This is a genomic window from Micromonospora sp. WMMD1219, from assembly GCF_049315215.1.
Classification (GTDB): Bacteria; Actinomycetota; Actinomycetes; order Mycobacteriales; family Micromonosporaceae; genus Micromonospora; species Micromonospora tulbaghiae.
On the sequence record NZ_CP186057.1, the window covers coordinates 797,740 to 811,508 of the forward strand.

A 13,769-nucleotide genomic window follows, 5' to 3' on the forward strand; every position below is an offset into this window, starting at 1 on the left:
GCCTGGCAGGATGGACGGGTGACCGACGTTTCCGGCAACGACCGCACCCGTCGGCGGCCCGTGCCGGCGACGAAGCCCTCCCGGGTACGGATGTCCGCAACGCAGCGGCGCGAGCAGCTGATCTCGATCGCCCGGCAGATCTTCGCCGAGAAGGGTTTCGACGCGACCTCGATCGAGGAGATCGCGGCGCGTGCCAAGGTCTCCAAGCCGGTGGTCTACGAGCACTTCGGCGGGAAGGAAGGGCTCTACGCGGTGGTGGTGGACCGGGAGGTCCGCTCGCTGCTGGACCGGATCACCACGGCGCTGACCGCAGGTCATCCGAGGGAGTTGCTGGAGCAGGCCGCGTTGACGTTGCTGACCTACATCGAGGAGGAGACCAGCGGCTTCCGGGTGCTGGTCCGGGAGTCCCCGCTGATGTCCGCGACGGGCAACTTCAGCAGCGTGATGAACGACGTGGCGCACCAGGTGGAGCACATCCTGGCGGGCGAGTTCTCCATCCGGGGGTACGACCCGAAGCTGGCGGAGCTCTACTCGCAGGCGCTGGTGGGCATGGTGGCGCTGACCGGCCGCTGGTGGCTGGAGGTGCGCAAGCCGCGCAAGGAGACGGTGGCGGCGCACCTGGTGAATCTGGCCTGGAACGGGTTGTCGCACCTGGCCTCGAAGCCGGGGCCGATCGGTACGTGAGCCGGATCCTCGGCCGTGCGGTGCGGTGGTGGCACTACGCCCCCACGGCGGCCGCGATCGCCGAGTCGAGGTCGGGGCCGGCACCGATCTGGGCGAGCAGCACGTTCGCCGCGTTGTAGCAGTCGAACCTTTCGATCTTTCCGTCCCGCAGATGCCAGAGATCAGCGGTCGGCACGTCGATCCGGTTGCCGGTCGGCGGGATCTCGCCGGCCGGCGTGGGGAAACCGCCGAGGTGAGTGCCCTGAATTCGTAGTTCGACGGCGACGACGTCACCGAGAGCGTGCACGTCGAGCAGTTCGCGGTGGACGTCGGGAAAGACGCCGGCGAAGCCGGTCAGCGCCTGCGGAATCTGGTCCCCGCGGAATGTCAGCCCGTTGGGCATGTCGTTGAACGTTCCGTCCTCGGTGAACAGGGCGCGGAAGCCGGGCCCGTCGAGGACATCCCCTTCCGCCAGCCGGTACGCCTCGCGAACGATCTCTTCGTTGCTCTTCATTCGGCCCGCCCTCGATTGTCGTGCCACCGCGGGAACAGTTCCCGTCGATGTGCGCCGCCCACGCTAACAAGTTTTTGACCGGATGGTCAATAACGTAGGCTTCCCCCGTGCCCCGTCCCCGCAAGTTCGTCGAGAGCGATGTCGTCAGCAGCGCCAGTGAGGTGTTCGCCGTGCACGGCCTCGCCGCCGCGACCCTCGACGACCTGGTGCGGGCGACCGGCCTGGGCAAGCAGAGCCTCTACAACGCCTTCGGCGGGAAGCGGGAACTGTTCCTCCGGGCCCTCTCCGAGGATCGGGAGGAGGCGACGCGCGCCGTCTCGGAAGCACTCGGGCACGACGGCGCTTCGCCGCTGGAACGAATCCGGGGGCACATGCTCCGCATGGCGATCGAGTTCAGCAGCAGCGATCGGCGGGTCTCACTCACCACGCGCGCGCTCGTCGAGTCGACAGGCGAGGAGGACCCGCTCTCGACCGTCACGAAGGCCGCCATCGAGCAGCTCGCCGGGGTCTACGCCGGATGCCTGGAACACGCCCGGGAGAACGGGGATCTCCCGGAGGACGCGAACGTGCAGTCACTGGCGGTCTACTTCGTCGCGGTCACCCGGGGGATGGAGTTGCTCGGCCGCGCCGGTGTCGGCCGTGGCGTTCTCACCGCTGTCGCACTCGACGCGCTTCGCGCGCTCCACGACCCGCGGACCGACCAGGCCGACGGCGGTCGCCCCACCCTCCAATGAGCCGCGGCGCCCGTCGTGGCGACGAGGGCGCCGGTCACCGAGAGCGTTCCCCGATGGGGTGGTAGCGGCGCTGCCGTTCCTCCTCGGCGTGCTCGGGCGTGCCGACCTTGTCGTACAGGCCGGTGGCGAGCAGGACCAGCCCGAACAGCAGCGACACGATGACAGTCGACATCGAGAAGTTGAGGAAGTTCGCCGAGGTCTGGAGCACCGACATCATCAGGATGCCGGTGACCAGGAAGACCACCCCGGCGGTGAGGTTCATGTAGTGGCCGAGGTTGTCGCGGCGGGACGCGCCGACCAGCAGGACCGCGCCGAAGACCACCGAGACCAGCGAGAAGGCCAGGTTGGTGCGCAGGCCGAGCGCCCAGTCGCCGTCTCGGCCGAACAGCCCCTCGCCCCAGGTCTGGAAGACGCCGAAGACGCCGAAGACCAGGATGTAGAGGCCGATGAGCCCGGACAGCACCCGGTAGAGCGGCCGCGCGGGGTGGTTCACCGGGAAGTGCGCCATGATGCCCTCCAGCCGTGTGACTGATTCGGGGCAATTGTCGCCTGGGGTGTCCGCGCGCGTCCGGAAAACACCGAAGGCCCGGCGCGGCGCGCCGGGCCTTCGGTACGAGGCGGGATCAGAGCACCAGGCGGGCCTTCTGCCAGGCCTCGTGCTCGTCGTCGGAGCCGACCTTGCCGTACATGCCGACCATCAGGAGCACCAGGGACAGGGTCAGGACCACGACGTCGGTCATGATCGAGAAGTTGAAGATGTTGGCGTCGGTCTGGAGGAACGCCAGCGCGGCCAGGCCGATCACCATCAGCGTGTAGGCCAGCCACTGGTTGATCGCCACGTCGAGGTTGCGGCCGATCGCGGTGCCGACCAGGATCACGACGCCGAACAGCACCGACAGCAGCGAGAACGCCATGTTGGTGCCCTGGCCGAGGACCTTGGTGTCGTCCTGGGCGAGGAAGTCGTTGCCGGCGCTGGCGATGATGCCGAGGCCGCCGAAGACGACGAAGTACAGACCAACGATCCCGCCGATCGCCCGGTAGATCGGCCGCGCGGGGTGGTTGACGGGGGTGTGGGCCATCTCTGCGTCTCCAAAAGACCGTTCGGACGAGGGTTCCACCGGTGATTGTCCCGTACGCCGGTCAGTGACGCCGCACACCCCCCACCCCGGCGGCAGGTCAGCCGGCCGGAAGCTCCTCGGCGAGAGCCAGCCAGGTCTCCTCGGTGCGGTCCCGCTCGGCCCGTACCTCCTTGAGCTGGGCGTCCAGCTCGGCGACCCGGGCGTAGTCGGTGGCGTTCGCGGCGAGCTGCTCGTGCAGGCCCGCCTCCTTCTGTTCCAGCTTGGCGATCTGCCGTTCCAGCCGGTTGAGTTCCTTCTTCGCGACGCGTACCTCGGCGGCGGACATGCCCTCGCGCGCCGGTGCCGCCGTGGCCGGGGTGAGGTCGGCGGGCGCCGGGCCGCCGGCCGCGGCGGCGCGCGCCAGGTACTCGTCGACGCCGCCGGGCAGGTGCACCAGCCGGCCGTCACCGAACATGCCGTACGCGACGTCGGTGACCCGCTCGATCAGGTAGCGGTCGTGGCTGGCCACGACGATCGTGCCGGGCCACGAGTCGAGCAGGTCCTCCAGCGCGGCGAGCGTGTCGGTGTCCAGGTCGTTCGTCGGCTCGTCGAGCAGGAGCACGTTGGGTTCCCCGGCGAGCAGCCGCAGCATCTGCAGGCGGCGGCGCTCGCCACCGGACAGGTCGCTCACCGGGGTCCAGAGCCGCCGGTCGTCGAAGCCGAAGATCTCGGCGAGCTGGGAGGCGCTGATCTCCCGGTCGCCGAACTGCACGCGCCGGGCCACCTCCTCGACGGCTTCCAGCACGCGCAGGTGCCCGGGGAGTTCGGCGAGTTCCTGGGACAGGAACGCCGGCCGGACGGTCTGCCCGGCGGCGAAGCGCCCGCCGTCGGGGCCGGTCACCCCGGCGAGCATCCGCAGCAGGGTGGTCTTGCCGGCGCCGTTACGGCCGAGGATGGCCACCCGGTCGCCGGGACCGACCTGCCAGGTGGTGTCGTGCAGGATCTCCTTCGGGCCGGCGTGCAGCCGCACGTGTTCGAGGTCGTACACCTGCTTGCCGAGCCGGGCGGTGGCGAGCCGTTGCAGCGACATGGTGTCGCGGGGTTCCGGTACGTCGGCGATGAGCGCGTTCGCGGCGTCGATGCGGAACTTGGGCTTGGAGGTGCGTGCCGGAGCGCCCCGGCGCAGCCAGGCGATCTCCTTGCGGAGCAGGTTCTGCCGGCGGGCCTCGGTGGCGGCGGCGACGCGTTGCCGCTCGACGCGGGCCAGCGTCCACGCGGCGAAGCCGCCCTCGTACGCCCGGACGGTCTGGTCGGCGACCTCCCAGGTGGTGGTGCAGACGGCGTCGAGGAACCAGCGGTCGTGGGTGACCACGACGAGCGCGCCCTTGCGGGTGACGAGGTGCCGGGCGAGCCAGTCGACGCCGCCGACGTCGAGGTGGTTGGTGGGCTCGTCGAGGACGAGCAGGTCGGCGTCGCGGACGAGCAGCGCGGCGAGCGCGACGCGGCGGCGTTCCCCGCCGGACATCGGGCCGACCGGCGTGTCCAGGCCGAGGTGGGGCATGCCGAGGCCGTCGAGGATGGCGCGCACCCCCGCGTCGCCGGCCCACTCGTGCTCGGCGCCCATGCTCTCGCCGAGCCAGGCGGTGCCGAGCACCACGTCCCGCACGGTGAGGTCGGGGGCCAGGTCGAGGCGCTGCGGCAGCCAGGCCACCCGCAGGTCGCGGCGGTGGGTGACGCGGCCGTCGTCGGGTTCCTCGGTGCGGGTGAGCAGCCGCAGCAGCGTCGACTTGCCGGCGCCGTTGAGGCCGACCACACCGACCCGGTCGGCGTCGTCGAGGCCGAGCGAGACGTCGGTGAGCAGCGGCCCGGCGGCGCCGTACCCCTTGGACACCCGGTCCAGGTTGACGATGTTGGCCACTGACCCACCCTTCACGACTCAGGCGTCCCGGGGGCCCGGGACGCCTGAGTCAAGGGTACGGGGCGTCAGACCACGCGGGCGCCGGCGACCGGGCCGTGCGCGACGCGGGCCTCCCGGCACACCCCGGCGGCGGTGATCTCGGCGGCGATCCGGACCGCGTCGGCCTCGCCGTTGGCGAGGAAGACGCAGGTGGGACCGGAGCCGGAGACGATGCCGGCGAGCGCGCCGGCCGCCTCGCCGGCCTTGAGCGTCTCGGCCAGCGACGGGCGCATGGTCAGCGCGGCGTCCTGGAGGTCGTTGCCGAGCGTGGCGGCGAGCACCCGCGGGTCGCGCTGGCGCAGCGCGGCGAGCAGCGCGTCGGTGCTGCCCAGCGGCGTGCCGGCGGCTCCGGCGTCGCGCAGCCGGTCCAGTTCCCGGTACGCGGCCGGGGTGGACAGGCCGCCGTCGGCGATCGCCACCACCCAGTGCCAGGAGGTGGGGCGGGCCAGCACCGGGCTGACCGCCTCGCCCCGGCCGGTGCCGAGCGCGGTGCCGCCGTGGATGAGGAACGGCACGTCGGAGCCGAGGTCGGCGGCGATGCCGGCCAGTTCGTCGCGGGACAGCCCGGTGCCCCAGAGCGTGTCGCAGGCGACCAGCGCGGCGGCGGCGTCGGCGCTGCCGCCGGCCAGCCCGCCGGCGAGCGGGATCTGCTTGCGCAGGTGCAGCCGGGCGTGCGGGGCGACGCCCGCGTAGCCGGCGAGCGCGTGCGCGGCGCGCAGCGCCAGGTTGGTGTCGTCCAGCGCCAGCTCTCCGGCGCCCTCGCCCTCCATGGTGAGGGCGAGCGTGTCGCCGCGACGGGCGGTCAGCTCGTCGTAGATGGAGATCGCGTGGTAGACGGTGTTCAGCTCGTGGTAGCCGTCACGCCGCAGCGGCCCGACCCCGAGGTGCAGGTTGACCTTGGCGGGCACCCGCACCTTGACCGGGCCGCTGGACCCGCGCCGCTGCCCGTCCTCGTCCTCCGGTCGCCATGCCTCGGTCACCGGGTGGACTCCACCGGACGTGGGCGGATGTCGAACGGCTTCGGCACGGTCAGCTCCTCGGCGAGGGGTCGGACAACGGCGCCAGCCTACTGCTCGGCGCCGGGGGCGTCCGGGGCCGACGCGGCGATGGCGGCGAACTGCTCGACGGTGAGCGATTCGCCCCGTGCGCCCGGATCCACACCGGCGGCGGTGAGCGCGGCGGCGGCCCGGTCCGCGCCGCCGGCCCAGCCGGCCAGGGCGGCGCGCAGCGTCTTGCGGCGCTGCGCGAACGCGGCGTCGACGACCGCGAAGACGGCCTTCCGGGGTACGTCCGGCCGGGGCGGCTCCCGCCGGGTGAACGCGACCAGGCCGGAGTCGACGTTGGGCACCGGCCAGAACACGTTCGGCGGAACCTTGCCGGCCGAGCGGGAGCGGGCGTACCAGGCGAGTTTCACCGACGGGATGCCGTACACCTTGGAGCCGGGACCGGCGACGAGCCGGTCGGCGACCTCCTTCTGCACCATCACCAGGCCGTGGCGCAGCGTGGGCAGTTCGGCGAGCAGGTGCAGCACGACCGGCACGGCGACGTTGTAGGGCAGGTTCGCCACCAGCGCGGTCGGCGCCGGCCCGGCCAGGTCGGCGGCGGTGATCCGCAGCGCGTCGGCCGGGTGGACGGTGAGCCGCTCGGCGGCCGTACCGGCGAAGCGGGCGGCGGTCTCCGGCAGCGCGGCGGCGAGCGCCGGGTCGAGTTCCACCGCGTGCACGTGCGCAGCGACCGGGAGCAGGGCGAGCGTGAGCGAGCCGAGCCCGGGGCCGACCTCCAGCGCCACGTCGTCCGGGGTGAGCCCGGCGGTGGTGACGATCCGGCGCACGGTGTTCGGGTCGTGCACGAAGTTCTGGCCGAGCTTCTTGGTCGGCGTGACGCCGAGGCGCGCGGCGAGTTCCCGGATCTCCGCCGGGCCGAGGAGTCCGGTCACGCCGGGCATCCTCTCACCACGGCCCGAACGCACGGTCGCCGGTCGCGGAGATGGTGGCGCAGAGTTCGTCCAGGTCGGTGCCGGTGGTCTCGGCGAGGAAGCGGACCGTCAGCGGGATCAGGTACGACGCGTTGGGCCGTCCCCGGTACGGCATCGGGGTGAGGTAGGGCGCGTCGGTCTCGACGAGCATCTGCGCGGGCGGGGTGACGGCGGCGGCCTCGCGCAGCGCGGCGGCGCTGCCGAACGTGACGGTGCCGGCGAAGCTGAGCAGGAAGCCGCGCCGGACGCACTCGCGGGCGAAGTCGGCGTCGCCGGAGAAGCAGTGCATGACCACGGTGTCCGGGGCGCCCTCGTCGTCGACGATGCGCAGCACGTCGGCGTGCGCGTCCCGGTCGTGGATGACGAGCGCCTTGCCGTGCCGCTTGGCGATGGCGATGTGTGCCCGGAAGCTCTCCTCCTGCGCGGCCCGCCCCTCGACGCCGGTACGGAAGAAGTCCATGCCGGTCTCGCCGACCCCCCGGACGCGGTCCCGCCCGGCGAGCGTCTCGATCTCGCGCAGCGCCTCGTCCAGGTCGGCCAGCCGGGGCGCCTCGTTCGGGTGCAGCGCGACTGTGGCGAGCACCGGGGCGTACTTGTCGGCGACGTCGGCGCTCCACCGGGACGAGTCGACGTCCACGCCGACCTGGACGAGCCGGTCCACGCCGGCCCGGGCGGCGACGTCGATCGCGGCGGCCACCGGGTCGTCGCCGGGGGCGCCGCCGGGCGGCGTGCCGAACTCGCCGACGGTGATGTCGAGGTGGGTGTGGCTGTCCAGCACGGGTACGGGCAGCGGCTCGGGGGCGGGCGGGAACTCCCCGGCCCGGCGGGCGGCGCGCTGCTTGCGGGTCTCGGTCTGCTCGGTCATCGCGGCCAGCATCACACACCGGCCCGGTGCGGCGTTCCCGGACCGCCACCGGCTGTTCACGTGCCCCACATCTGGCGGGCTTAGCGTCCCGGAGTGACCGTCACCGACCAGGCCGGCGGGCCCGCCTCCGACCGGGCCGGGTTGCGCGTGACGTACGGCGGCCGGGTGCACCCGGCCGAGGAGATCGCCCGGGGAGCGGCGTACGAGTTGTTCAGCGCCGACGAGGCGCCCGGGTTCGAGTGGTGCCCCCGGCCCGGCAGCGGCTGTCCGTGGCGCCGGTTCGTGCACGCGACCGAGGTGGACGCGGTGCACGGGGGCGCCGGTCCGGGCGACGACACGGACGCGCCGCTGCTGATGCCATTGCACCGGGACCGGGGCTGGGCGTACGTGCACCGGCTCAGCCAGCAGCCGGGCGCGGCGGCCGATCCGACGCTCGCCGCGGTGCGGGAGTCGGCGGTGATCCGGCCCGGCACCCGGATGGTGAAGGTGCTCTCCGCCCGGCAGCTCGCCGGCTACGTGCGGGGCGTGCTGCCGCACGGCTTCTGCTACCGGGAGCACGACGTGGCGCACCTGCGGACACCGGCCGGGATGGCGGTGCTGCGGGGCGACTCGGAGGGCGGCGACGTGGCGTACGCGCTGCGCTGGCGGGCCGCCGATCCGGCCGACTACGACGTGCCGGTGGGTGAGGCGCACCGAGGGCTGACGGCGTTGCCGCCCCGGGACCGGCTGGGGCCGCCGGTGCTGGGTACCGGGTTCGTGCCGAGCAACGGGCAGCTCGTTCCGGAGTTCGTCACCCGCGAGTTCGCCGACCTGCCGATGCCGGCGAACGCCACGCTGCTGGCCTACCCGGCCGAGGGGGTGGAGGTGGTGCTCTACACCTACCAGGCGGAGCAGCGGGGCTGGCTGCGCCTGGCCGGGCCGCAGTGGCGGCACCTGCTCGCCGCGGTGCCCGGTCTGGCCGCCGACCAGGAGTACGTGCCGACCGGCGACGCGCCGCGCTCCACCCGGCTCGTCGGCACGTACGCCGGATCGGAGTACGAGGCGGTGGCCGACCAGCCGGGCGGGTTCCGGGTGCTGGCGATGACCCGGGCGGCCCGGTACCCGGTGGACGCGGCGGCCCGGCGGGTGCGCACGGCGGTGTGGCGCGGCGTGCCGTGCCTGGTGCTGCGGGAGGAGGGCGGCTGGCTGCGGCTGCGGCTGCGCCGCCCGGATCCCGACGCGGTGGCCGCGACCGGCGCGCAGTGTCTGGAACGCGGCGTGTACGAGGTCTGGGCGCCCGGCGGCGAGCTGACCGAGGACCGGGTGGTGGACCTGCCCTATCCGGCCCGCCACGAATAGACGGGGGCAGGTCGGGAAGGCGTGGGGGGTCCGAGAAACCCGCGCGAGGGGGAATCCCGACATGCCTTTCGTCACCGTCGGTACGGAGAACTCCGCACCTATCGACCTGTACTACGAGGATCACGGTTCCGGTCAGCCGGTCGTGCTGATCCACGGTTTCCCGTTCAACGGGGCGACCTGGGAGAAGATGAGCGGTCCGCTGCTGAACGCCGGATACCGGGTGATCACGTACGACCGGCGAGGGTTCGGCAACTCCGCCCAGCCGGCCAGCGGCTACGACTACGACACGTTCGCCGCCGACCTGGACGTGCTGATGACCGAGCTGGACCTGCGCAACGCCATCCTGGTCGGGCACTCCATGGGCACCGGTGAGGTGACCCGCTACCTGGGCGCGTACGGGTCGGACCGGGTGGACCGCGCGGTCATGATGGCCCCGTTGGCGCCGTACCTGCTGAAGGCGCCCGAGGACCCGGAGGGCGTCGACAAGAGCATGTTCGAGGGGTTCCAGAAGGCGATCATCCAGGACCGGTTCGCCTACCTGACCCAGTTCTGCGACGCGTTCTTCAACGCCAGCGAGAACCGGGGGAAGCTGGTCAGCGACGAGGCGTACCACGCGCACTGGCAGATCGGCGCGCAGGCGTCGGCCAAGGGCACCCACGACTCGGTGGACGCCTGGCAGACCGACTTCCGCGGTGACCTGCCGAACATCGACGTGCCGGTGCTGATCATCCAGGGCGACAAGGACAACGTGCTGCCGTACCCGGTGACGGGCCAGCGGCTGGTGAACATGCTGTCCGACGCCAAGCTGGTCACGCTGAAGGGTGCGCCGCACGGCACGCCGTGGACCCATCCCACCGAGGTCAACAAGGCCATCATGGAGTTCATCGGCAAGCCGAGCATGGCGACCGCCTGACCTGGCGGACGACCGCGGCCCCGGGGTCTCCCCGGGGCCGCGGTCACGCGTGCGTGGTCAGCCGGCCAGGCGGGCCAGCTCCTCCTCGACGATGGACGGGTCGAGCTTGCGGAACACCGGCTTCGGCGCCGCGAGCGGCCGGCCCACCTCCAGGGGTACGGACTCCCAGCGCGCCCCGACCGTGTAGTCACCGGTCAGCACCGGGTACGACGGCCCGCCGTCGAGGTCGTCGACCTCCTCGATCACCGGCATGGGCGCGTGCACGCCGGTGCCGCCGAGCAGCTCGTGGATCTTCTGCGCGGAGTGCGGCAGGAACGGGGTCAGCAGCGTGTTGGCGTCGCTGACGACCTGGAGCGCGACGTGCAGGATGGTGCCCATGCGGGGCTTGTCGTCCTCGCCCTTGAGCTTCCACGGCGCCTGCTCGGAGAGGTACTTGTTGGCCTCGGCGACGACCTTCATGGCCTCGCCGATGGCCTGCTTCTGCCGGTGCCGGGCGATCAGGTCGCCGACGGTGGCGAAGCCGGCCTTCGCGGTGTCCAGCAGCGCCTGGTCGGCCTCGGTGAGCCCGGCCGGGTCGACCGGCGGGATCGCGCCGAAGTTCTTCGCCGCCATCGACACCGAGCGGTTGACCAGGTTGCCCCAGCCGGCGACCAGCTCGTCGTTGTTGCGGCGCAGGAACTCGGCCCAGGTGAAGTCGGTGTCGTTGCTCTCCGGCCCGGCCACCGCGATGAAGTAGCGCAGCGCGTCGGCGTCGTAGCGCTCCAGGAAGTCCCGGACGTAGATGACCACCTTGCGGGAGGAGGAGAACTTCCGCCCCTCCATGGTCAGGTATTCGCTGGAGACGACCTCGGTGGGCAGGTTGAGCCGGCCCAGCTCGCCCGGCTCGCCGTCGCGGGCGCCCGCACCGGAGTAGCCACCGAGCAGCGCCGGCCAGATCACCGAGTGGAAGACGATGTTGTCCTTGCCCATGAAGTAGTACGAGACGGCGTCCTTCCCCTCGCCGTCGGCGGACCACCACTTGCGCCAGGCCTCCGGGTCGCCGGTGCGGCGGGCCCACTCGATGGACGCGGACAGGTAACCGATGACCGCGTCGAACCAGACGTAGATCCGCTTGTCCGGGCGGTCGCGCCAGTCGTCGAGCGGGATCGGCACGCCCCACTCCAGGTCGCGGGTGATGGCCCGGGGCTGGAGGTCGTCGAGGAGGTTGCGGGAGAACCGCAGCACGTTCGGGCGCCAGCCCTCGCGGGTGTCCAGCCACTGCCGCAGCGCGTCGGCCAGGGCGGGCAGGTCGAGGAAGAAGTGCTCGGTCTCGACGAACTCCGGCGTCTCCCCGTTGATCTTCGACTTGGGGTCGATCAGGTCGATCGGGTCGAGCTGGTTGCCGCAGTTGTCGCACTGGTCGCCGCGTGCGCTGTCGTAGCCGCAGATCGGGCAGGTGCCCTCGATGTAGCGGTCGGGCAGCGTCCGGCCGGTGGACGGGGAGATCGCCCCGGTGGTGACCTTCGGGACGATGTAGCCGTTGCGGTACAGGCCGGTGAACAGCTCCTGCACCACCGCGTAGTGGTTGCGCGTGGTGGTGCGGGTGAACAGGTCGTACGACAGGCCGAGCGCCCGCAGGTCCTCGGCGATCACCCGGTTGTAGCGGTCGGCCAGCTCGCGCGGGGTGACCCCCTCGGCGTCGGCCTGCACCTGGATCGGGGTGCCGTGTTCGTCGGTGCCGGAGACCATGAGCACGTCGTGACCGGCCATCCGCATGTACCGGGAGAAGACGTCGGAGGGAACGCCGAATCCGGATACGTGGCCGATGTGGCGCGGGCCGTTGGCGTAGGGCCAGGCGACCGCGGCGAGAACGTGACTCATGAGCAGCAAGCCTAGTGATTGCCGTGGGCGCGCCGCGAACCAATGGGGTGTGCGCTCCGACCGTACGTCCGATTTGTCGCCGACACGCGGCGTGAGCTGCCCGACAAGCCGGACGTACCGGTGTGAAATGAACATCGTGACCAGCAGACCAGCGGCGCCCGAGCCGTCGGCGGCCGCCACCCGGCGGGCGGCGCGGCCCACGCCGCCCGGCGGGCCCGTCGCCCCACAGCCCCGGCTCGACCCGGCGGACCCGCCGGTGGAGGTGGAGCCGACCACCGGCGCACCGGTCGACGCGGTGCCGAACCGGGTGCCGGTGCGCCAGCCGCGCTGGCAGCGCGAGGCCGCCACGTCCGGCGGCTGGGCGCCGATCGAGGAGGTGCACTGGGACGGCACGCCGCTGCGTGACGAGCCCCGCCCACGTCCCGGCCGGCCGCCCGCCCGGCGGGAACGCGCCCGCCCGGTCACGCCGCCGAGCCCGCCCGCCGGTCTGGCCGTACTGCTGACGCTGAGCCTGCTCGCCGCGTTCTTCGCCTGGGTGAGCGCCGGGCCGTTCTGGCTGGCCGCGGGGCACTCGACCGGCGGCACCGTGATGATCACGCAGTGCGCGGGCGGCGGGCTCACCCAGCGCTGCCGGGGCATCTTCTCCGCCGACGGAGACCGGTTCCAGGCCCACGGGGTGCGGGTCAGCGGCGTACCGGCCGGGCGCACCGACACCGGCAGTTCGCTGCGCGCGCGGATGACCGGGCCGGACGGGTCCACCGCCTACGCGGACACCGGCGCCGGACGGCACCTGCGCTGGCTGCTGGGGCTGGCCCTGGTGGCCGGCTGCGCCGCCGGGATCGCCAGGTGGACCGGGGCGACCCGGCTCGCCGAGGAACGGCAGCGGCGCTGGGCGGTCGGTCTGGCGCTGGCCGGCCCGCTGCTGATCACGGTCGGTTTCCTGGCCGCCGCCTGGTAGGTGCCCGGCACCTCAGCTGTGCACCACCGCGTAGACCTCCCGCCGCCGCAGCCCGTACGCGGTGGCGACCTCGGTGATCGCGTCCCGGCGGGACAGCCCGGCCGCCTCGCGCTCGGCCACCGCGGCGCGCAGCGTCTCGTCGTCCGGCCGGACCGCCGGTGTGGCCGGGGCGCCGGCCACGACGAGCGTGATCTCGCCCCGGGGGTCGCCCTCGGCGGCCCACTGGGCCAGCTCGCCGAGCGGCCGGCGGACGACCTCCTCGTAGGTCTTGGTCAGCTCCCGGCAGAGCGCGGCTGGACGATCCTTGCCGAACGCCTCGGCCAGGTCGGCGAGCGCACCGGCGATGCGGTGCGGCGCCTCGAAGAACACCAGCGTGCGCTCCTCGGCGGCGAGCGCGCGCAGCCGGGAGCGGCGGGCGCCGGGGGTACGCGGCAGGAAGCCCTCGAAGCAGAACCGGTCGCAGGGCAGCCCGGACAGCGCAAGCGCGGTGGTGACAGCGCTCGGCCCGGGCGCCGCGGTGACCGGCACCCCGGCGTCCAGCGCGGCCCGGACCAGCCGGTACCCGGGGTCGGAGACGCTCGGCATGCCGCCGTCGGTGACCAGCGCGACCGTGTAGCCGGCGGCGAGCACCTCGGCCAGTTCGGGGGTACGCCGCTCCTCGTTGCCCTCGAAGTACGAGACGATCCGGCCGGGCACCGTCACGTCCAGGTCGCGGGCCAGCCGGGTCAGCCGCCGGGTGTCCTCGGCGGCGACCACGTCGGCGGCGGCCAGCACCTCGCGGAACCGGGCGGACGCGTCGGCCGGGTTGCCGAGCGGCGCGCCGAGCAACACGAGCCGTCCTACCTCGGACATTTCCCCCACGGCGTGCGCTCCCTCATCGACGGTCGTACCAATTTCGGAGACGACGGACGCCACCGGGCACCCTCGCAGCCTA

Annotated in this window: 14 protein-coding genes; 5 read left to right on the plus strand and 9 right to left on the minus strand. The window is 72.9% G+C overall.

What is annotated here, in order from left to right; genetic code table 11:
- Positions 1 to 18 precede the first annotated feature (18 nt).
- The gene (locus ACN27C_RS03725) at positions 19 to 684 is read left to right on the plus strand and encodes a TetR/AcrR family transcriptional regulator (RefSeq protein ID WP_121686224.1); all 666 of its coding nucleotides are present in this window, start codon (positions 19 to 21) and stop codon (positions 682 to 684) included.
- A gap of 34 nt (positions 685 to 718) precedes the next feature.
- Here the strand turns inward: ACN27C_RS03725 and ACN27C_RS03730 are convergent, their stop codons facing one another.
- On the minus strand, positions 719 to 1,177 hold the full coding sequence (locus ACN27C_RS03730; RefSeq protein WP_422750434.1) for an ester cyclase: 459 nt from the start codon (positions 1,175 to 1,177) through the stop codon (positions 719 to 721).
- A gap of 107 nt (positions 1,178 to 1,284) precedes the next feature.
- On the opposite strand from ACN27C_RS03730, the gene ACN27C_RS03735 reads away from it, so the two are divergent.
- On the plus strand, positions 1,285 to 1,911 hold the full coding sequence (locus tag ACN27C_RS03735; protein WP_358176508.1) for a TetR/AcrR family transcriptional regulator: 627 nt from the start codon (positions 1,285 to 1,287) through the stop codon (positions 1,909 to 1,911).
- Positions 1,912 to 1,945: 34 nt separating this feature from the next.
- On the opposite strand, the gene ACN27C_RS03740 is transcribed toward ACN27C_RS03735, so the two are convergent.
- From ACN27C_RS03740 to ACN27C_RS03765, 6 genes are all read right to left on the minus strand, one after another.
- Entirely contained in the window at positions 1,946 to 2,419 is a 474-nt protein-coding gene (locus tag ACN27C_RS03740) for a DUF4383 domain-containing protein (RefSeq protein WP_121686221.1), read from the minus strand.
- Between the two features lie 115 nt (positions 2,420 to 2,534).
- Entirely contained in the window at positions 2,535 to 2,990 is a 456-nt protein-coding gene (locus ACN27C_RS03745) for a DUF4383 domain-containing protein (protein WP_121686220.1), read from the minus strand.
- Between the two features lie 97 nt (positions 2,991 to 3,087).
- Positions 3,088 to 4,887, minus strand: a complete 1,800-nt coding sequence (locus ACN27C_RS03750; RefSeq protein WP_120571723.1) for an ABC-F family ATP-binding cassette domain-containing protein — start codon at positions 4,885 to 4,887, stop codon at positions 3,088 to 3,090.
- 65 nt (positions 4,888 to 4,952) lie between these two features.
- Complete coding sequence (locus ACN27C_RS03755; RefSeq protein ID WP_422750435.1) at positions 4,953 to 5,906, minus strand: 4-(cytidine 5'-diphospho)-2-C-methyl-D-erythritol kinase; 954 nt, start codon at positions 5,904 to 5,906, stop codon at positions 4,953 to 4,955.
- 86 nt (positions 5,907 to 5,992) lie between these two features.
- Positions 5,993 to 6,862: a 16S rRNA (adenine(1518)-N(6)/adenine(1519)-N(6))-dimethyltransferase RsmA gene (gene rsmA, locus ACN27C_RS03760; protein WP_422750436.1), complete on the minus strand. Its 870-nt coding sequence runs from the start codon at positions 6,860 to 6,862 to the stop codon at positions 5,993 to 5,995.
- Positions 6,863 to 6,875: 13 nt separating this feature from the next.
- Positions 6,876 to 7,778: a TatD family hydrolase gene (locus ACN27C_RS03765; RefSeq protein ID WP_422751572.1), complete on the minus strand. Its 903-nt coding sequence runs from the start codon at positions 7,776 to 7,778 to the stop codon at positions 6,876 to 6,878.
- 81 nt (positions 7,779 to 7,859) lie between these two features.
- On the opposite strand from ACN27C_RS03765, the gene ACN27C_RS03770 reads away from it, so the two are divergent.
- Both ACN27C_RS03770 and ACN27C_RS03775 read left to right on the plus strand, forming a co-directional pair.
- Entirely contained in the window at positions 7,860 to 9,104 is a 1,245-nt protein-coding gene (locus tag ACN27C_RS03770) for a hypothetical protein (protein ID WP_422750437.1), read from the plus strand.
- A gap of 61 nt (positions 9,105 to 9,165) precedes the next feature.
- Positions 9,166 to 10,017, plus strand: a complete 852-nt coding sequence (locus ACN27C_RS03775; RefSeq protein ID WP_120571726.1) for an alpha/beta fold hydrolase — start codon at positions 9,166 to 9,168, stop codon at positions 10,015 to 10,017.
- A gap of 57 nt (positions 10,018 to 10,074) precedes the next feature.
- Here ACN27C_RS03775 and metG read toward each other — a convergent pair whose 3' ends face one another.
- Positions 10,075 to 11,877, minus strand: coding sequence for a methionine--tRNA ligase (gene metG / locus ACN27C_RS03780; RefSeq protein WP_120573982.1), 1,803 nt, complete (start codon positions 11,875 to 11,877; stop codon positions 10,075 to 10,077).
- Between the two features lie 127 nt (positions 11,878 to 12,004).
- Here metG and ACN27C_RS03785 point away from each other — a divergent pair, with 127 nt between their 5' ends.
- The gene (locus tag ACN27C_RS03785; RefSeq protein WP_393378245.1) at positions 12,005 to 12,835 is read left to right on the plus strand and encodes a hypothetical protein; all 831 of its coding nucleotides are present in this window, start codon (positions 12,005 to 12,007) and stop codon (positions 12,833 to 12,835) included.
- Between the two features lie 12 nt (positions 12,836 to 12,847).
- Here ACN27C_RS03785 and rsmI read toward each other — a convergent pair whose 3' ends face one another.
- On the minus strand, positions 12,848 to 13,687 hold the full coding sequence (rsmI, locus tag ACN27C_RS03790; RefSeq protein WP_393378243.1) for a 16S rRNA (cytidine(1402)-2'-O)-methyltransferase: 840 nt from the start codon (positions 13,685 to 13,687) through the stop codon (positions 12,848 to 12,850).
- Between the last annotated feature and the right edge of the window lie 82 nt (positions 13,688 to 13,769).

What these genes read in the sequence shown, in the direction of transcription:
- ACN27C_RS03740 (WP_121686221.1), bottom strand. Translation starts at nt 2,419, where the DNA reads ATGGCGCACTTCCCGGTGAACCACCCCGCGCGGCCGCTCTACCGGGTG.
- ACN27C_RS03775 (WP_120571726.1), top strand. Translation starts at nt 9,166, where the DNA reads ATGCCTTTCGTCACCGTCGGTACGGAGAACTCCGCACCTATCGACCTG.
- ACN27C_RS03765 (WP_422751572.1), bottom strand. Translation starts at nt 7,778, where the DNA reads ATGCTGGCCGCGATGACCGAGCAGACCGAGACCCGCAAGCAGCGCGCC.
- ACN27C_RS03745 (WP_121686220.1), bottom strand. Translation starts at nt 2,990, where the DNA reads ATGGCCCACACCCCCGTCAACCACCCCGCGCGGCCGATCTACCGGGCG.
- metG (WP_120573982.1), bottom strand. Translation starts at nt 11,877, where the DNA reads ATGAGTCACGTTCTCGCCGCGGTCGCCTGGCCCTACGCCAACGGCCCG.
- ACN27C_RS03785 (WP_393378245.1), top strand. Translation starts at nt 12,005, where the DNA reads ATGAACATCGTGACCAGCAGACCAGCGGCGCCCGAGCCGTCGGCGGCC.
- rsmI (WP_393378243.1), bottom strand. Translation starts at nt 13,687, where the DNA reads ATGTCCGAGGTAGGACGGCTCGTGTTGCTCGGCGCGCCGCTCGGCAAC.
- ACN27C_RS03730 (WP_422750434.1), bottom strand. Translation starts at nt 1,177, where the DNA reads ATGAAGAGCAACGAAGAGATCGTTCGCGAGGCGTACCGGCTGGCGGAA.